Raw genomic sequence first — 19,898 nt, 5'->3', positions numbered from 1 at the left:
ATTTAAAATGGATAGAATACATGGCCTGATTTAAAGAAGAGCGGATTTTGAAAACTAAATGAACATTTTTAGTAATGGACTACTGAAAAAAAATGCAAATTGCAGATGTGACTGCTTCCCATATACACCAAGAGAATAAATCAATTCTTAGTTCCTGGATTGTATCCCTGGTTATATTATCCTGTACTGCATTTTTACTATCCTGCAATTCTGACAGAAAAGCAAAAAAATATGTAGTTGGCTTTTCCCAATGCACCGGGGTCGATGACTGGCGAAAAACGATGCTGGCCGAAATGAAACGGGAACTCTCCTTTCATGATAATATTGAATTGGCATACAGGGATGCAAACGGTAATAGTGATAGCCAGATTCTCCAGATTGAAGAACTCGTAAAACAGCCAATTGACCTTCTGATCGTTTCGCCAAACGAGGTAAAACCGCTAACGCCTGTTATTCAAAAAGTGTACAACTCAGGTATTCCCGTGGTGGTGGTCGACAGGCGAATCGACTCCAAAAGCTATACTTCTTTTATCGGCGCCTCCAATTATGAAGTCGGTCAAAATGCCGGGAGATATGCAGCTACTATATTAAATGGAGCAGGTAATATTATAGAAGTAACCGGCATACCTGATGCTTCACCCGTTATTGACCGGCACAATGGCTTTATCGATATTATTTCCGGCTATCCCTTGTTGAAATATGTAAAACGTTTTGACAACTACCTGACTACAACTCCGGGCGTCAATAATCCCGTGGAGGCCTATTTAAAAACAAATAACAATATTGACCTGGTCTATGCCCAAAATGATTTCATGGCGCTTGACATCTATAAAATTTGTGAGAAGCTGGGATTACAAAACAAAATAAAGATTATTGGAATAGATGGACTGCCATCGAAAGGAGGGGGTCTCGACATGGTTCAGAATAAATACATTTCTGCCACCGTATTATATCCTACCGGTGGCCAGGAAGCCATTGCCACCGCTGCAGCCATTTTGAATCAACAACCGTTTCTTCGGGAAAATCAATTATTCACCACCGTTATTGATTCCACCAATATCAGGATCACAAAACTTCAAAATGAAAAATTGTTGGCTCAGCAAAGAGATATTGACCGGAGCCAGAAAAAAATTGAGGATCAGGCCATCATTACCCAAAACCAGTCCAATATTATTTATACCATATCCATTTCATTGGCCCTTGCGCTGATCATGGGTTTTGTGCTTTTTTATCTTTTAAAAGAAAATAAAAAGATCAATGCCCGGCTGGCATTGCAAAACGAAGAGATCCTGGCGCAGCGGAACCAACTGATTGAATTAGGAAAAAAAGCCAAAGAAGCCACCGATGCCAAGTTTAATTTCTTTACCAATATTTCACACGAACTGCGAACCCCGCTCACACTGATCTTAGGGCCAATCGAAGAAATGTCCTCTTCTTCAAAACTCCATTCGGCTAAAGCGCAACTGGAAATGGTGAAGAAAAATACATTGCGCCTGCTGCGATTAGTAAATCAACTGATGGATTTCCGCAAAATTGAGCAGGGAAAAATGAAACTGAGAGCTACCGAGAATAACCTTGTAGCATTCGTTACTGACATCACCAATGCGTTTATCGAAACAGCGAAGAAAAAAACGATCTCTTTCAGGGTAGATGCAAAAGACAAGGAATTGAAAGTATGGTTCGACGTAAATATGCTGGATAAAATATTGTTCAACCTTCTTTCGAATGCGTTTAAGTTCACGAACGATCATGGCTGCATTACAGTGTCTGTTGCTAAAGATGAAAACAACTCAAAAGCAATTGTCAAGGTTGAAGACTCAGGGATTGGCATGAGCCGGGAAACACTGGAACATGCTTTTGATCTTTTTTACCAGGGCAATGAGGGAACCTATAAAGGAACGGGATTGGGCCTGGCCTTATCCAAAGAGTTGATTACACTCCACCATGGAGAAATTACTATTAAAAGCGAAAAATGGAAAGGAACAACATTTGAAGTATGCCTGCCGCTCGGCCATGCGCATCTCAGGGAAAGTGAAATAGCAAAAGAGGCCGCACCCGATTATCTTAACTATGAGGATGCCAAAATTTATCTCAATGATACGGAAACCATAAAAATGCCACCGATTGAAGTGGTTTCAACGCAGGCAAAAGAATATTCCATATTACTCATCGAGGACAATGCTGAGATCCGAAATTTTCTAAAAAAACAGTTGTCGGACAACTATGAAATTATGGAAGCGGAGAATGAAAATACCGGTCTGAACATGGCCTATGAAATTATTCCGGATATTATCATTTCCGATGTCCTGATGCCCGGCAAGGATGGTATGTTTATCGTAGACACCTTAAAAAATGATATCAGGACTTCTCATATACCGATCATCATACTAACCGCCAGGGCAAGTATGGAACAACAGATTGAGGGATTGAAGTTAAAAGCAGATGCTTATATCGTGAAGCCATTCAACATGGAGTATCTTAAAGAAACGATTAAAAACCTGATCAGGAACAGGGAGATTTTAAAAGACCATTACAGTAGTGAATTGCCCAATGAAGGATTGAGAGCATCGGCTTCCAAAAAAATTGATCGAAAATTTGTGAACGAATTTTCATCCATCGTGGAAAGTAATATAGCCAACGAAAACTTTACGGTAGATGACATTTGTAAAGAGATTGGCATCTCCCGGGTTCAACTCTATAAAAAAGTAAAAGCCGTTTTAGGGTACAACGTAAATGATTATATCCTGAATGTAAGAATGCAAAAAGCAAAGTATTTATTACTGAATGAAAACCTTTCCATTTCCGAAATCTCTTTTAAAGTTGGTTTTTCTTCACAGGCTTATTTCTCGACCGTTTTCAAATCGAAATTTGGCATGACGCCAAAAGCATTCAAGGAGAAGAATGTTGTTGGCAAATAGATTATTACTGTTGAATTTCGTAAACACCATTTATATCTGTACTATCTTATCCTCTTGATCCGCATATGGTCCGGGTATGTTGTCCATCCTGAACACCGGCTGTCCCCATATCGAATAATCTTTAGTTTAACTCAGCCAACTCATTAGTACTGAAGCAAAAATGTCGGAAAAACCGGTATGAAAAGCATTTGACTGAATAATAACAAAATATTGGTTCGTACAAATGCAGCCGAACTTTAGAGATACTTACCCATGGACCGATACCGGTTCGGCAAACAATTTTTACCTAATCATATGCTAAACAGGCGAAAAAATCTAAAACTTAAGGTATAAGCTTAAATAAATGTCAACCAAAAGAAAGAAATATGGCAATTTTTCAAGAATTTTGCACGCGATTTTAAAAAATTTACAAATGAGCAATACACCCAGTACATTATTTGATAAAGTGTGGGATTCCCATGTAATCAGGAAAATAGAAGATGGCCCTGATGTATTCTTTATCGACCGCCATTTTATTCATGAAGTAACCAGCCCCGTTGCGTTCCTCGGATTAGAAAATCGCGGCCTTAAAGTAATGTTTCCAGAAAAAACATTTGCTACGGCTGATCATAATACACCAACCATCAACCAGCACCTGCCGGTAAAGGATCCGCTTTCTGCCAATCAATTAAAAGCACTTGAAGTCAATTCAGCCAGGTATGGTATTTCACATTGGGGATTAGGCAATCCTAAGAATGGCATCGTGCACGTGGTTGGACCTGAAAACGGAATTACGCTGCCTGGTATGACCATCGTATGCGGCGACTCCCATACTTCCACGCATGGTGCGTTTGGTGCTATTGCTTTCGGTATCGGTACATCCGAAGTGGAAATGGTACTTTCTTCGCAATGTATCATGCAGCCCAAACCTAAAAAAATGCGCATCAATGTAAATGGTAAACTGGGCAAAGCTGTTACGCCAAAAGATGTAGTGCTTTATATTATAGCTAAATTGACAGCCGCGGGGGCTACCGGTTATTTCGTGGAATATGCCGGCGAGGTGTTCGAGAACATGAGCATGGAAGGAAGGATGACGGTTTGCAATATGAGCATTGAAATGGGTGCCCGTGGCGGTATGGTAGCTCCTGATGAAACAACTTTTGCTTACATCAAAGGAAGAGAAAAAGCTCCCAAGGGTGAAACATGGGACAAAGCATTGGCTTACTGGAAAACATTAAAGACAGATGCAGGTGCCAGCTTTGATGTTGAACATACTTATGATGCTGCGGATATTGAACCAATGATTACTTACGGTACAAACCCTGGCATGGGTACCGGCATTACCAAACATATTCCTGTTTCGAAAGAAGCCGGCAGCAGTAAAGCCAGTTATGAAAAATCACTGGACTATATGGGTTTTCATGAGGACGACAGTATGCTGGGTAAAAAAGTGGATTATGTTTTTATTGGCAGTTGCACCAACGGACGCATTGAAGACTTCCGTGCTTTTGCTTCCATCGTTAAGGGCAGAAAGAAAGCGGAACATATTACAGCCTGGATCGTTCCCGGTTCACATATAGTAGAACAGCAAATAAAAGATGAAGGCATACTGGATATATTAACTGAAGCAGGATTTCAATTACGTCAGCCTGGTTGTTCCGCTTGTTTGGCAATGAATGATGATAAGATACCTGCCGGCAAGTATGCGGTAAGTACCAGCAACAGGAATTTTGAGGGGCGGCAGGGACCCGGCGCCAGGACAATGCTGGCGAGTCCATTGGTTGCCGCCGCTGCAGCAGTAACCGGGTTTGTTACTGATCCCAGAGAATTAATAGGCTGACAAATGACAGTTGACTGTATTACCTTAACAAATTATAAACTTAACAATGGCTTACGATAAATTTACAGTGCTTACCAGTTCGGCGGTTCCGATGCCGATTGAAAATGTCGATACGGATCAAATCATACCTGCCCGTTTTTTAAAAGCTACAGAACGTAAAGGGTTTGGCGATAATCTTTTTCGCGATTGGAGATATAACGCGGACAATACGCCTAAAAAAGATTTTATCTTAAATAACCCTCTTTATTCAGGAAAAATATTGGTTGCCGGAAAAAATTTTGGCAGTGGCAGCAGTCGTGAACATGCGGCATGGGCCATTTATGACTACGGGTTTCGTTGCGTAGTATCCAGCTTTTTCGCGGACATTTTTAAAAACAATTCACTCAACATTGGCATACTGCCCGTACAGGTAAGTGAGGAATTTTTAAATAAAATATTTACTGCTATTGAAGCGGACCCGGCTACACCAATTGAAGTCAACCTTCCTGATCAAACCATTACTATCCTGGCTACCGGGGAAAAAGAGTCCTTTAGCATCACCGGTTATAAAAAACACAATATGATCAATGGTTATGATGATATTGATTTCATGCAGTCGCTGAAAGAAGATATACAGGCGCATGCCGCTAAAAGCATTTATTAAACCCCCAGCCCCTAAAGGGGAGCAATAGACTCCTGTAGTTTAAATAAAGACTATTAAGGATTTAGCATCAGCCAGCATACATAAAAATAATGCCACAGCAACAACACATAGAAATAATGGATACCACACTCCGCGATGGTGAACAAACCAGCGGCGTGTCGTTCTCGGCGTTAGAAAAGCTGACTATCGCCCAGCTTTTATTAACCGAAGTAAAAGTTGACCGTATAGAAATCGCATCGGCCCGAGTATCCGAGGGTGAATTTGACGCCGTAAAAAAAATTACGAAATGGGCGAAAGCGAATGGCTTTTTAAATAAAGTGGAAGTATTGACATTTGTAGATGGAGATGTATCGGTACAGTGGATGCAAAAAGCAGGTGCTAAAGTAATGAACCTGCTTACAAAAGGCTCTTTAAATCATTTAACGCATCAGCTAAAGAAAAAACCGGAACAGCATTTTGCTGATGTAGCGGCCGTGATCGAATTGGCCAGGAAAAAGGGATTGGAAAGCAATGTATATCTCGAAGACTGGAGCAATGGCATGCGTCACTCAAAAGACTATGTTTTTCAATACCTCGATTTTTTACAGCAACAGCCGGTAAAAAGAATTATGCTGCCCGATACGTTGGGTATATTGACCCCGGCTGAAGTATTTGATTACATATCTGAAATAGTACAACGTTATCCGCAGATTCATTTCGATTTTCATGCGCACAATGATTATGATTTGGGTACCGCCAATGTATTGGAAGGGGTAAAAGCAGGCGCCAAAGGAATACATTTAACCATAAACGGGATGGGTGAAAGAGCGGGCAATGCACCCCTCGCCAGCGCCATCGCCGTATTGAATGATTTTATGCCATCGGTAAAAACGGCCGTAGCGGAAAAGTCATTGTATAGAGTAAGTAAACTGGTCGAAACATTTTCAGGCTTCCGCATTCCTGTCAACAAACCCGTGGTAGGTGAAAATGTATTTACGCAAACCGCAGGTATACATGCTGATGGCGATAAAAAAAATAAACTCTATTTCAGCGACCTGATGCCGGAACGATTCGGCAGGGATCGCAAATATGCATTAGGCAAAACAAGTGGCAAGGCTAATATTGAAAATAATCTGCAGCAATTGGGCATCCAGCTTTCGGACGAGGACCTGAAAAAAGTTACACAACGCATCATTGAATTGGGTGATAGAAAAGAAGTAGTAACACAGGCCGATCTGCCTTATATCATATCAGATATATTGGACAGCAATACGATTGATGAAAAAGTAAGAATAGAAAATTATGTGCTCACCCATTCAAAAAATTTAAATCCGTCTGTTACAATAAAGATCAGTATAAACGGTGAAGTATTTGAAGAGCATGCACAAGGCGATGGGCAATACGACGCTTTTATGAACGCATTGAAAAAAGTATACAAGCAAAAAAAATCGGAGCTTCCCTTGCTGACCGACTACGCCGTACGTATTCCACCCGGTGGAAAAAGTGATGCGCTTTGCGAAACAATTATCACCTGGAAATATAATAACAAAGAGTTCAAAACCCGGGGCCTGGATAGTGATCAAACTGTTTCGGCAATTAAAGCAACACAAAAGATGCTGAATACCATTCAGCCCCAATAATTTTTTATATAGCACTCCCCAACAAAAATCAACATGGCAACAAAACATATCTTAATCGTTCCCGGAGATGGAATAGGACAGGAAGTAACCGCAGTAGGTAAAAAAGTATTGGATAAGATCGCCGCGAAATTCGGACATACATTTATCTATGATGAAGCATTAATCGGCCATGTAGCTATCGAAGCAACAGGTAATCCATTACCTGATGAAACATTGGAAAAGATGAAAAAATCGGATGCTGTGTTGTTTGGAGCCGTTGGCCATCCGAAATATGATAACGATCCATCCGCTAAAGTAAGGCCTGAGCAAGGTTTGCTGAAGATGAGAAAGGAATTAGGATTATATGCTAATCTTCGGCCTATTAAATTATTTGATGAACTACTGGGAGCCTCAAGCATTAAACCTGAAATATTAAAAGGCGCTGATATCCTATTCTTCCGCGAGTTGACAGGCGATATTTATTTTGGCGAAAAAGGTCGTAAGAATAATGGCGATACAGCCTATGATGTTGCTGAGTACAGCCGCTATGAAGTAGAACGTATAGCCCGCAAAGCGTTTGAAGCTGCGAGAACAAGAAAAAAGAAATTGTGCTCCGTTGATAAAGCCAATGTAATAGAAACATCAAGATTGTGGAGAGAAGTAATACAAAAAATAGCGTTGGAATATCCTGATGTTGAAGTAGAACACCAGTTTGTAGATGCAACCGCCATGTTGCTGATAAAGGACCCGCGTCGTTTTGATGTGGTAGTAACAGCTAACCTGTTTGGCGATATTCTTACCGATGAAGCTTCGCAGATAGCAGGTTCTATGGGGATGTTAGCATCTGCCTCCATTGGTGATGGCTCGGGAGTATATGAGCCCATTCATGGTTCGGCGCACGATATTACGGGCAAAGGCGTAGCCAATCCTTTGGCTTCTATTTTATCGGCTGCCCTGCTGCTGGATATTTCATTTGGCATGAAAGCAGAATCAGAAACTGTTATCAATGCCGTTGACCAGGTTTTAAAAGCCGGCTTCCGGACAAAAGATATTGCCGATGCACAAACATCTGCTGATAAAATATTAGGAACGGACGCAATCGGGGAAGAGGTATTGAAAGCTATCTAATTTACCCCTGTCTTACATAAAGTCAATGCCGGCGGCCTTCGAAGAGTTGGCAATCACATTCATACTACCTGCGTGAAAGAGGGAATGTGCCTGGTGATGATATTTTGAAGAAAGCATTATACAAGTGAGCAACACTAATAGTTCCACGGGTTAGTTTCTTCCAGGAGTTTTTCTTTACCAGGTGCATTTAATGACCTTACTTTCATTTCAGACCGCAAATTAAAGAGGGTTGTTTAACTTCATCCTATCATGGTGACCGTTTTGCAGATTTTATTTGTCCTGGTATTAATTGTTTTAATAATTCTGTTTGTATTTAAAATAAAAAGAGCAAACGAAGCCCTGCCACTGCCAGAGAATTACCGGGAGTTGCTTAATGACTACGTAAAGTTTTACAAGCAACTTGATGAGAAAGGAAAAGAAACGTTTGAAAAAAGAATTCAGCACTTTTTATCTGCCGTGCAAATAACCGGCGTAAATGCTATTGTTGAAGATATTGACCGGCTTTTAATTGCAGCCGGGGCCATTATTCCCGGTTATGCTTTACCCGACTGGCAATATATCAACCTGCATGAAGTTTTATTATACCCCGGAACATTTAATGAAGATTTTGACCAGGGGGGATCGGATCGCCATATCTCAGGCATGGTTGGTACCGGTGCTATGCAACATGTAATGATCATTACCAAGTGGCAATTAAGACAGGGATTTATTAATAACAATGACGCCCACAACACAGCTATTCATGAATTTGTGCATTTGATAGATAAGATGGATGGAACAATGGACGGCATCCCTGAAATAATTTTAGAACGCAAATACATAGACAAGTGGAAGAATATAATGGATTCAACTATTTGGCAAATGAAAAACCATGGATCCGATATTGATATGTACGGAGCCACTAACCATGCAGAATTCTTTGCTGTTGTTTCCGAATATTTTTTTGAGCGGCCCGACTTATTAAAAGCAAATCATCCTGACTTGCATGAAATGCTTGGGAGGATATATAAAAGGGAGATATAATTTCGAAATCGCATCGCATTGCGTGAGTGAATCTTTTCTTCCCTCATGATTTGGAATAATACTCAGATGATTGTTTTTAAGAGTCGCTAAATATGAGGGAATTCTGCTAAAAGCATCAACCTTGCTTTCAAGTTTAAGATATTCATATTTTTCTTTGATTTGTCTCACAAAATGATCTTTCCCCGGAGTGTTATTCCTGATAATATCGCAACTCACTTTTGATTTACCATTATCGATTGGCAACAACCCTGCCCTACCAGGCGGATAAGATTCAATTAAACCAAACCGCATATCCTTGCTTTCGTAAATGCCAGGCAAGTTTTTCTTCCATTATTAAGGCTTCCTGCCTGGTCATAGGTTTCAAATTGATGTGATCGTAAAGGCTGGGACGCAGATAAGCGCCATATTTTTGGACTATATAAGCTGATAGTTTGTGACCTTTCTTGTTAACGTATCCTGTCTTATGTTGCCTGAATCGTTCTGATGGAGTCTTACTTGTCATACCTACATAAAGACACTCGAGTACTCCATTAAATTGTGGGTTAGCAGCCCGAAATTTTGAATTTTCGGTAAACACCCGCTTTGATAGCTCAACAACGTAAACCCGGTATATTAGTCCTGGCACAAAAATTCTGATTTTTCCAAAGGGCAAAATAAGCATAATCGATGTTTCCAGGGCGGTCCTCTTACTGCTAACAATCGGATTGAATTGATTTAACAGGCTCTATCCCGGAATTAAACTAGCAACCTGCGATTGTTGAGGAAAAAATACCCGCTCTGCGCATACCCACCTACTTTAACAAGTCTGCAACAAAACCGATAAAATAAAATGTGCCCACCACAGTTTTATCGCAGTCATTGCCGGTGCCACGACCTTGATGCCGGTCAATCCCGCACAGTTGCGGTTCACAAACATTGATCAACAAGCCACCAGATGAATAGAATAAAAATCCGCGGCCTGCTGCTATTGGCAGCCATCCTATTCGTACTCCGCCTGCCGGCTCAAACCGCCGACAGCCTGTTCAATAACCACCCGGTCATAAAAGATTCGGCTTTATTGCATCTCTCCATCCGGGCGAATGAAAAAAGAAAACCCTTTCCTGTAAAGCAATTGGTTGCACCTACGCTGATGGTCATGTATGGTCTCGGTGGCCTGGAGAGCAAGAGTATTCAAAAGGTCAATAGCGAGTTGAAGGATGAGGTGTATTTCGCCAACACCAAAAAAGTCAAAATTGACAATTACCTGATCTTCGCTCCTGCTGCCACAGTGTATGGATTAAATGCCCTTGGCATAAAAGGCAAGCATAATTTTCGTGATCGCAGCATCATCTATCTAATGTCTAACCTGCTGATGAGCGGGATTGTTTTCTCGGTAAAAGAGATCTCCCACGAGTGGCGGCCCGATGGTTCCAATCGTTTTTCCTTTCCCAGTGGGCATACCGCTGCAGCCTTCGTCAGCGCCGAATTTTTAAGGCAGGAATACAAGGATGTATCGCCCTGGTACGGCGTTGCCGGCTATGCTATGGCCACTGCTACCGGTTACTTGCGCATGCACAACAACAAGCATTGGTTTAGCGATGTGGTTGCCGGCGCCGGTATCGGTATTGCCTCCACCCAACTCGCTTACTGGCTCTATCCAAAAATTCAAAACAAATTATTCAACAACAAACCCATGAAGACGATCGTTATGCCGGGATATCAGAATGGGGCGATTGGGCTCGGGTTGGTACATAGGTTTTAGCACATCCTGGCATTGCCTTAATCAGAAGGCTTAATCACCAACACGAGTTTGCGATGATCCTCGTGACAGGATTTGCTGGTAAAGAAAATAAAAAATCTTTGCCGCATATGGCTAAAAAAAATCATGGCCGGGACATTTGAGGTATCCTTCGGGTTGGGGAGGCATGATCCATTTCTCAAATGGTATTTCTTTTTTATTTGCCTTGCTTATTTCGTTCACTTTTTTGGATGGATAAACAACAGGAAGCGCCGGTATTTTTATTGCTGGCAGGACACTCTTTCTCCGTATTGTTTTACGAGGTAAGATTTTTATATCCGCGGCATACTCAGTCATAGGTAAGAGCTGGAGCTAATGCAGTGAATAAAATTTATTTCTTCAGAAAGTTACTTGTTTAATTATTAATTGCAATTGAAGTGGATATTAAGTTTAGAGAAATTTTCAACTATTATGTTGTTCCACTTATAAAATTTTAATTAATTACCCCTATCATCATAAATATTTTTTCTCTTTACTATCAGCTATCGTTAGACTATAAAAACTGATTCCGATACTCACACCGCAGTACAATATATTTTTTTTGTAGCACGATCTGCTTTGAATAAAATATTGGACGAACCAATCTCACGCGGCGACGAATAAACAACAGCTCCATAGCATCTCTATTGACCCGGTCCTGCTCTGAAAAATGCCTGGATGGAATGAGTGAGGATTGACGAAATCTCAATCTTTGCTTTTTTGTAAAGGCATGGTGATCATCAGCGAAAATCCTTTACCGGGTGTAGTTTTTATATCCACGTTTCCGTTGAAGACACTAAGACGACCTATGATGTTTTTTAACCCAATGCCTTTTGTTTTTGTGTCTGCTTCCATGCCTATTCCATCGTCAGTAATGGTCATGCTGAAAAGGTCCTTAGCCGTAGTGAGGATGATGGTTACCGCCCTTGCCTGGGCATATTTAATGATATTGGTAGATTGCTCTTGTGCTATGCGGTAAATAGCCAGTTTTTGCTGTTCATCCAAAAGGGACTCATCGAATTGGGTAATATCTACATGCACATCAAGTCCCGAAACCTCCAGCATTTTTGCTGCGAGTTCAGTTATCTGTTCCGCAAGATTAGTATGCTCGAAATCAGGTGCCACCAGTGCATGGGCTAGTTTCCTGTTTTCATCAATAGCCTGCTGCAGGCTGGCCATACAATTACTGACAAGCTCCCGGTTTTTCACCGGGTCCTCTTTAATTATGGATAAAAACAATTTAGTGCCAACCAGTATCTGGTTCACGTTATCATGCAATTCCTGGCCAATCAGTGTTCGCTCCTTTTCCTGCGCATGTAACGCTATAGCAGTCATCTTCAAATGTTCTTCTCTTTGCTGTTTAAAAAGTTTTTCTTCCAGCTTCTTTTTCTCCGTTATATCCGTCCTGATAGACAAATATTGGTAAGGCTTGCCCTTCTCATTCAGAAAGGGGACGATGGTAGCATCCACCCAATAGAAAGCTCCATCCTTTGCTTTGTTACGAAACTCACCCCGCCATATCTTTCCACTGGCGATAGTGGTCCATAAATTCCTGATATAAGAAGGGGAATGAAAGCCTGAATTGATGATGCGGTGATCCTGGCCAATAAGTTCCCCTGCATCATATTGTGATATCTTACAAAAATTTTCATTTGCATACAGGATGATTCCCGTCTGATCCGTAATGGCCACGATAGCCGCCTGATCCAGTGCATACTTATAATCGGTTATTTCTTTCAGCGCCCTGCGTTGTGCAAGCGACGACACTATCGCAGCCGGCAGTCTTTTCATCCTGTCTTTTAAAATATAATCATCCGCTCCCTGCTTGATCATTTCTGTCGCATACTCTTCGGATACGGTTCCGGTTACCAATATAAAAGGAACATGCTGGAATCGCCGCCGGGTTATTTGCAAAGCTTCAGCGGAATTGAACTGGGGCATAGAATTATCAGATAGTATAACATCGGGACCAAACTCATCCAGGCATTGTAAGAAATCTTTTCTATTCATAGCTAGCCGGAACTCGCAAGTTAGTTTCTCCCTGGTCAACAACCTTTGTATCAATTCCGCGTCATCGTTGTTGTCTTCCAGGAGTAATATCTTTAATGCTGGTTTCATCCGTTTATTTTTTATTATTTTTTAGCCGGAAGGAACGCCCTATAACTGCCCCCCCTTTGTTTCAAAAACTTTATATGGACGTTTCATACGAATATTTTATGCAGGAAGTTGATTAAGCAATAGCCAATAAAAGCCCAGATTTTTGATAGCCGCAGCAAATCCTTCAAAGTTTACAGGTTTCACTATATAACTGTTGGCTCCAAGATCGTAGCATACCCTTATATCCGGATCCTCCTTGGATGAGGTAAGCATCACCACGGGTATTGACCTGGTACGCGGATCAGCCTTTATCGCCTGCAATACCTCTATTCCATTTACTTTGGGCATTTGTATATCCAATAATATTACCCGGGGCAAATAATGCATTTCCTTGATGCCGGCATATTTGCCCGTTGCAAAAATGAAAGCCAGCGCTTCTTCTCCATCCTTCAGGTGAACAAGGTTATTAGCCATGTTGTGCTTTTTTAATTCGCGGATGGTCAGCTCTGCATCCGTACTATTATCTTCAACCAACAACACTTCAACTGAATCTGGATTCATATTTCTGATTTTTTAATTCATTAATCCTGTGGCAGGCTAAAATAAAAGCAGGCGCCTTTGTTCTCTTCGGCTTCTGCCCATACCCTACCGCCGTGTTTTGAAATTATCTTTTCTACGATGGCAAGCCCGACCCCGGTCCCTTCAAATTCTTCCGCCCGGTGCAGTCGTTGAAATACTTTGAACAATTTATTCTTGTACTTTTCATCAAAGCCCACCCCGTTATCTTTTATATAAAAAACGGCTTGCCCATCCATGCTGGCAGGTCCTATTTCAATGACCGGCTCGTCTTTTTTGGCCGAATACTTAAAAGCATTGGAGACCAGGTTTACCCAGACTTGCCGCATAGCATTGATATCCCCTTTCATATCAGGCATCTCATGGACGATACATTGAATCGCTGACTTCTTATCTTCAGGCAGCAATTCCTGTATCACCTCCCTGACCATTTCTGTGGTGGCGATATTCGTCTTTTTTATATCTTGTCTCCTGATGCGGGAGAAGGCAAGCAGGTCATCAATCAGGTGACCCATCTTCAATGCATTTCCTCTAATGACAGTAAGGAGCCGCCTTCCTTCATCATCTAATTTGTCACCGTAGTCTTCTTCCAACAGGGTACCAAACCCAATAACGCCCCTCAATGGCGCCCGCAGGTCATGCGAGATGGAATAAGAAAATGCTTCCAGCTCTTTGTTTACCGATTCCAGTTGTTCTGTGCGATCGCGGACTTTCTCTTCCAGGTGCTGACTGAATTCCTGTAAGGCCCGGTTCTGATCCTGTATCTGGTCAAGCATGTTATTGAAAGCATCGGTCAGTGAACCTAATTCATCGTTGCCTGTCTTTACCGCTCTTACGGAATAATCCTGCTGCCCGGAGACCATTTTCGCAGCTTCGGCCAAATGCAGAACCGGCTTTGAAATATTTTTCTGAAGTATCCTTGAAAGCACGTAAGACAACAGGAAGGACAAGAATCCCACCACACCGGCTACGATACCATAAAGCTGTAACCGATCATACATTTCACCCAGGTGGGACCTGAGATACAAGGTGCCCAGGTGTCTTGTATCCAGTATGACCGGCTGAAAACCTTCCAGGTGAGAATGCGCAAACTGATAACCTCTCTTCCCCGGTTTGACGGGTAATGTATCCTCGCCGGGAGTGGCCCTGTACTGCGAAAAAAGATTTCCCTCACTGTCATAAAGGGCCGCTGCCACGATATTGGGTTCCGTCTTCAATGCAGCCAGGATTTCTTTGGCGTCTTCCTGGTCCGCAAAGGCAAGCGCCGCCGTGCTGTTGGCCGCGATAATTTTTCCGATGGTGGAAAGCTTTTCGGTTGTTGTTTTCCGGAAGGCATAAAATTCATAAATAAAGAATGTGACGCAGGTTACAAACAATACCGTCCCGCTGATCAGAAACATGATTCTCATCAGCTTTTTTTGTATCGGCATATCTTTAAATAACCTCATCTTTTTTAACGGGATTTAACAACCTCTACCAGCCTGAGCAATTTTGAACTCATAACCAGGCTGGCCATTTTAGTAGCTTCCAGGTTGACCTGTAATTTTATTTTATCCTGTTTTGTAAAAAACCTGATCATCCCCCCCTGCTGCATAAAATCAGGAGCGTCACTGACAGTCAAAATATTCCGACCTTTTACTTTTTCGATAATGTGTTCTCTTTTGTTTGTCTCAGTTACATTAATAAACAATACGTGGCACGCTCCGACCTCCTCCATCGTATCGTAGTACTGTATAAGTAAAGGACGGCCATTAATTTTTTCGCCGTGTACTGTTTCTTCCAGGTAAGAGCCAAATGGGTTGGAGCCTACAATCCCGATAACCATGGGTGCCTGGTCGGAAGAAAATGAATTGGCGGGCCACTCCACAAATTGTGTAAAGTTGAAAAGAAAAACGGCCTTTAACTGGTACTCACGGGAAGGTTGTGTTGGAGCTGATATGATCAACAGGTTTATCAACAAAGGCACAGCCATGATCAACCGGGTAACCGGCGAATTGTTGACACACGATTTTCGCAACCGCGATATAATTTTTAAAATCGGCATAGGATCTTTCCGTATACGTTTCGTTCAATTTGGCGGCCCGGTGAAGCGATAAATTCAGGGTGGTGTTTGTCAAGCAAATTTTGTCCTACCACACTTAGTTCGATCGCTTTGCTCAATTTCCAGCCGATTCGCAGGTCCAGGCCCGTATAGCCCGGTACATGACGTGTAGTCAATTTGTCAACATAACGGATGACAACCCCTGCTTCGATCCTGCCCGGAAGATCCATGGATGATTGAATCAAAAACTGGTGCCGGGGATCATTACTTTCAGCCGATGCTTTGTTCAGGTCCTTGCTGCCGGCTTTCACCGACAACTCTTTTTTCAAAAAAGTATAACCACCCCGCAGGCTCCACCAATCCATCAACTGGTAAGTGGCCGATACCTCAGCACCAAAACTTTTTCCTTTCACACCATTCCCAAGGGTGACGGGAAAGTTGGAGGGTGGAGGACCCGGCTCAATACTTCGTATTTTATCATAGGTATTGTAGAATGTCGCTAAAGAGAAAGAAAGGTTCTGGATGGGCTGCGAACGCCATCCCAGCTCATAAGCGATCATCGTTTCCGATACGAACTTGTCATCGGTCACTATCAGCGGAACGTTCGGAGCTAAATATATAAAGAATTCGCGGTCGATCCGGGCTGGTGTTCTGACGGCCCGTGATACTGCCGCCCAAAGAGTCTGATTGCTTGTGGGAGTCCAGGTGAGCCGGCCATTGGGTTGGTATTCAAATCCGGTGTAGCTATTGTGTTCAATCTTGGAACCGATTGTCAATCGCAAAAAATTGTTGATAAGCATTTCGTCCTGCACGAAAATATTATACAAGTAAAGGTTTTTACGGGCCGGCAGAAAAGCCAGCAATTCACGGTTGGTAACGGTGTGATCCATTAGCCGGAAACCCAGCCCATAGGTTAACGTATGTTTTTTACCCAATTGGTACCGGTTCTGCCAATCTATATCAAATGTTTTCAGACCTTCTGTGAATTCATCTCCAAAGTCACGAAACGTATGGTCATAATATACCTGAAGCTGAAAAGCTGCGTTCGCATTCAGCGCATGATTCCACCTGGCCAGGATATTGTCGCCCCTTGTGATAACTGCCGTATCACTGGCATCCGGGTTAGGCTTGCCCGTGTACCAACTAACCTGCATTGACAGTTTGTCTTTTTCGGACGCCTCCCAGTCAAACCGGGAGCCAACTTTAAACATGGTCCATTCATCATTTGCCTTTGCTGCATTCGAATCAAGTACGCTACCCATTTTAAACCCTGTTCCAAATACCCGGTAAGAGAGATTCTTACCAAATTTTCCTCCATAGCGAAGGCTCCCCAGGCCCGGAAGATTGCTGCCCGCGGCCGCCTCAGCAAATAAACCTTTTGTATCCGCTGCGTTCTTTGTAATGATATTGATCACCCCATTCACCGCATTGGCCCCCCATAATGTTCCCCCGGGTCCGCTGATGACTTCTATCCTGTCCACATCTTCCAACAGCAGATTTTGTACGTCCCAGAATACCCCGGCATATAGCGGTGTATATATCGTGCGGCCGTCAATCAATACCAGTAATTTATTGGCCAGCACGTTATTGAAGCCGCGGGCACTGATGGCCCATTCACTCGAATTAGCCTGTGCCACCTGCAAGTTGGGTGCCAGCCGCAGTGCCTCCGTTAATGTTCTGGCGCCTGATGCACGAATATCTTTCTGGGTTATTACCTGGATGGCCGAAGCCACCTCTGTTAGTTTCTCTGGTCGTTTTGAAACCGACATCACTTCAATATCCATTAATTCTTCGAGGCTTAATTTTTTTAAGGAGTGTACAGAGAGCAGGCTATCGCTTACCTGGCCCCAACTTAACCGGGGCAGTAGCGCCAGGACAACGTTCAATAGTACGGCCAAAAAGAACAGATAGCAGTGAGCCTGTCCCTTGTTTCCAGGATTCATATTATTGGGATCTGATGAATAGATGGATTAGATCTTACTGATACCAATAGAGCCGCAACCAATGTACAGGAGAACCAAGAAAGTCATCTCCTGTAACTAAATGTACAAATTATCAGTATAAGTTAGAGATAATTATCTTTAAATCAGCCAGATGTTAGTGTTTACACTTAAGGGAATATGTCCTGTTGTAGTTCCTGATTATTTTTATGTGGCCCATTTTGATGAGGTGACGCCTTCCGTACATTTTTTGCTGCCCCATTCTGATAAACGCATCTTTTCCATTCACCCACTGCAGACACCTGGTTGCACCCGGTAAATAAGTTTTAACTTGTATCATCCTGTATTATTAATCAATAGCTGTTCAATAGCCTATTATTAACTGAAGCGCTATGCAATTGCTTTCGCAAATAAATATAGACCGTGATCAGGGGCCGGCTATGATACAGTTGTTGCAGGGCGACCTCAGTGCTATACCTGCCCGGCATGCCACCGATATACTGGTGATGGCCGCTTTTCCCGGTAATTATATTGCGTTAAAAGGCAGCCTGATTTATGCCTTACAGGAAAAAGGGTTAAGTGTGCAGGCACTGGCACAGAATAAAGAAACCGACCTACGCAGCCAGTTACATTGCTGGCTAAGCCAACCACTTTCAACAACCGAACAACAGCAGTTCAATTTCAAACGGATACTTTGTTTTGAACCTGGTGAAAAAATAAAAGATCCGCAAACTTCGGTCAATGATATTTTTCGCTGCATCAACAACTTTGTTTTTGAAGACGACAATAACGTGGTGGCGATGCCGCTTATCGGTACCGGTTACCAGCAGGTTCCCGTTGACAAAATGCTACCGGCCTTGTTAGTTGCTGCTACTTTCTGGCTGCAAAGTGGATTGCCCCTGCAGTGTATTAAATTAGTTGTGCACAACGAGGTGAAGGCGCAGGAGGCATTGACCATTTTCAACAAATTTGCAAACAGGTCAAATAAGGAAACGACAGAACAACCCTTTCGCCCGGCGGAAAAATTACCACCCCTGCCCCCTTCATCCCCGGCAGAAATCATTGTAACCGGTGAAACGCCGTCAACTGAACCCATTAAACCACCAACCGCTCCATCAACAAAAAAAGCTTATGATTATTTTCTCAGCTATGCTCATGTGCATGCCAAAGAAATCGAGTTTTTCGTAGAGCAACTGAAATCGAAAAACAACAAGCTTACAATTTTTTATGATAAGGACAGCATCCCACCCGGCGGGCTCTGGATACAGCAAATTTCAGCGGCCATCCAGCGGGCTGATAAAGTGCTGGTCTTCCTTTCACCAGACTATGATAATTCACCCGTATGCTGGGATGAATTTCAGTGCGCCAAACTCATGGAGTATAACCGGAAGAAAAGCATCATCCAAACCGTGTACCTGTATGGACATAAACAAACGGAGCTGCCACTTATCATGGGTATTTACAGCTACATCGATTGCCGCGAAGGCAACACGGAAAAAATTCAACATTGTGTGCAACAGTTGCTAAAATAAAGATTCGATTATCCCGATATATCCAATCGACGTTCGGTCCGCTGGTTAGCTGATAGTGACAAATGAAAATGGGTTTGACTAAAATAATCTCAGCCAATAGCGCCGTAAAAAATTATTAGTATGAAAAAAATTGTCCTATTCCTTTTATTGAATTCAGTCAGCATAATTTTTCTATATGCCCAACACGATAGTCCTGCAGCTCAGCAACGCAAAGCGATCAGTTTTTTAATTGATCAATATTCGCAAGCCAGGGAAAAAAGTGATACGGTGTTATTGAAAACTATTTTAACAACCGATGTAGATCAATTGGTTTCCACCGGCGAATGGAGAACTGGTATCGGCATAGCTGTACAGGGCATGTTGAAAAGCTCCGCCAATAGCCCCGGAACAAGAACGCTGCAGGTTAATAAAATACGAATGCTGAATCCAACGACTGCCATCGTTGATTGTAGATATGAAATACAACATACAGACAGCAGCGGGCGGCGAATGTGGAGTACGTTCATTGTTGTGCAGGAAAAGAAAGCCTGGAAAATCAGTGCAATCAGAAATATGTTGCCGGCCAGCCAATAACCAATAACTATAAAAGTTCTTCTTACTTTTTTTATGGAAAAAAGTAACAAAAAAGCCACCCGAAAAACGATTTACAGCCCGTTTTCGGGAACGCCCTGATTAAGCTGCTGTACTACTGTGACTTCAGCTAAACAATTCTATTCCCTTGCGCTTGTATCGGAAAAATCTGAATCTTTGGAGTACGTTCATTGTTGTGCAGGAAAAGAAAGCCTGGAAAATCAGTGCAATCAGAAATATGTTGCCGGCCAGCCAAT

At 42.4% G+C, this 19,898-nt stretch carries 16 protein-coding genes; 9 read left to right on the top strand and 7 right to left on the bottom strand.

The features are described from left to right. Positions 1-92: 92 nt before the first annotated feature. The 6 genes from ACFEL9_RS08700 (at position 93) to ACFEL9_RS08675 (ending at position 9,129) form a co-directional block, all read left to right on the top strand. A complete protein-coding gene (locus ACFEL9_RS08700) occupies positions 93-2,918 on the top strand; it encodes a hybrid sensor histidine kinase/response regulator transcription factor (protein ID WP_385888459.1) in 2,826 nt (941 codons plus the stop codon). 412 nt (positions 2,919-3,330) lie between these two features. Next, positions 3,331-4,737 carry a 3-isopropylmalate dehydratase large subunit gene (gene leuC / locus ACFEL9_RS08695; protein ID WP_385888457.1) on the top strand — a complete coding sequence of 469 codons (1,407 nt, stop codon included), beginning with the start codon at positions 3,331-3,333 and terminating at the stop codon, positions 4,735-4,737. Positions 4,738-4,783: 46 nt separating this feature from the next. Next, the gene (gene leuD / locus ACFEL9_RS08690; RefSeq protein ID WP_385888454.1) at positions 4,784-5,380 is read left to right on the top strand and encodes a 3-isopropylmalate dehydratase small subunit; all 597 of its coding nucleotides are present in this window, start codon (positions 4,784-4,786) and stop codon (positions 5,378-5,380) included. Between the two features lie 89 nt (positions 5,381-5,469). Continuing rightward, positions 5,470-6,999, top strand: coding sequence for a hydroxymethylglutaryl-CoA lyase-like TIM-barrel protein (locus tag ACFEL9_RS08685; protein WP_385888452.1), 1,530 nt, complete (start codon positions 5,470-5,472; stop codon positions 6,997-6,999). A gap of 33 nt (positions 7,000-7,032) precedes the next feature. Then, positions 7,033-8,106: a 3-isopropylmalate dehydrogenase gene (gene leuB / locus ACFEL9_RS08680; protein ID WP_385888449.1), complete on the top strand. Its 1,074-nt coding sequence runs from the start codon at positions 7,033-7,035 to the stop codon at positions 8,104-8,106. Positions 8,107-8,355: 249 nt separating this feature from the next. Beyond that, a complete protein-coding gene (locus tag ACFEL9_RS08675) occupies positions 8,356-9,129 on the top strand; it encodes a M90 family metallopeptidase (RefSeq protein ID WP_385888446.1) in 774 nt (257 codons plus the stop codon). Between the two features lie 271 nt (positions 9,130-9,400). On the opposite strand, the gene ACFEL9_RS08670 is transcribed toward ACFEL9_RS08675, so the two are convergent. Continuing rightward, positions 9,401-9,754 (bottom strand): GIY-YIG nuclease family protein, encoded by a 354-nt coding sequence (locus tag ACFEL9_RS08670; protein ID WP_385888443.1) that lies wholly within the window; start codon positions 9,752-9,754, stop codon positions 9,401-9,403. Between the two features lie 309 nt (positions 9,755-10,063). On the opposite strand from ACFEL9_RS08670, the gene ACFEL9_RS08665 reads away from it, so the two are divergent. Then, positions 10,064-10,870, top strand: coding sequence for a phosphatase PAP2 family protein (locus ACFEL9_RS08665; protein WP_385888442.1), 807 nt, complete (start codon positions 10,064-10,066; stop codon positions 10,868-10,870). 111 nt (positions 10,871-10,981) lie between these two features. On the opposite strand, the gene ACFEL9_RS08660 is transcribed toward ACFEL9_RS08665, so the two are convergent. The 6 genes from ACFEL9_RS08660 to ACFEL9_RS08635 form a co-directional block, all read right to left on the bottom strand. Continuing rightward, entirely contained in the window at positions 10,982-11,203 is a 222-nt protein-coding gene (locus ACFEL9_RS08660; protein ID WP_385888440.1) for a hypothetical protein, read from the bottom strand. A gap of 387 nt (positions 11,204-11,590) precedes the next feature. Continuing rightward, positions 11,591-13,003: a hybrid sensor histidine kinase/response regulator gene (locus ACFEL9_RS08655; RefSeq protein WP_385888438.1), complete on the bottom strand. Its 1,413-nt coding sequence runs from the start codon at positions 13,001-13,003 to the stop codon at positions 11,591-11,593. Positions 13,004-13,099: 96 nt separating this feature from the next. Beyond that, positions 13,100-13,543 (bottom strand): response regulator, encoded by a 444-nt coding sequence (locus tag ACFEL9_RS08650; RefSeq protein WP_385888435.1) that lies wholly within the window; start codon positions 13,541-13,543, stop codon positions 13,100-13,102. Between the two features lie 20 nt (positions 13,544-13,563). Then, the gene (locus ACFEL9_RS08645) at positions 13,564-14,988 is read right to left on the bottom strand and encodes a sensor histidine kinase, YfiR-like protein-associated (protein ID WP_512701505.1); all 1,425 of its coding nucleotides are present in this window, start codon (positions 14,986-14,988) and stop codon (positions 13,564-13,566) included. Positions 14,989-15,011: 23 nt separating this feature from the next. Continuing rightward, positions 15,012-15,575, bottom strand: a complete 564-nt coding sequence (locus ACFEL9_RS08640; protein WP_385888432.1) for a TOL_0243 family YfiR-like periplasmic protein — start codon at positions 15,573-15,575, stop codon at positions 15,012-15,014. Positions 15,576-15,589: 14 nt separating this feature from the next. Continuing rightward, positions 15,590-17,542, bottom strand: coding sequence for a TOL_0244 family TonB-dependent receptor (locus ACFEL9_RS08635; protein WP_385888429.1), 1,953 nt, complete (start codon positions 17,540-17,542; stop codon positions 15,590-15,592). 389 nt (positions 17,543-17,931) lie between these two features. Between ACFEL9_RS08635 and ACFEL9_RS08630 the strand changes: the two genes are divergently transcribed. Beyond that, positions 17,932-19,071 carry a toll/interleukin-1 receptor domain-containing protein gene (locus ACFEL9_RS08630; protein ID WP_385888426.1) on the top strand — a complete coding sequence of 380 codons (1,140 nt, stop codon included), beginning with the start codon at positions 17,932-17,934 and terminating at the stop codon, positions 19,069-19,071. A 120-nt stretch (positions 19,072-19,191) separates the two neighbouring features. Beyond that, positions 19,192-19,644, top strand: coding sequence for a hypothetical protein (locus ACFEL9_RS08625; protein ID WP_385888424.1), 453 nt, complete (start codon positions 19,192-19,194; stop codon positions 19,642-19,644). Positions 19,645-19,898 lie beyond the last annotated feature (254 nt).

The organism is Terrimonas alba (assembly GCF_042434975.1).
Classification (GTDB): domain Bacteria; phylum Bacteroidota; class Bacteroidia; order Chitinophagales; family Chitinophagaceae; genus Terrimonas_B; species Terrimonas_B alba.
This window is presented reverse-complemented; position numbering and strand designations above follow the sequence as displayed.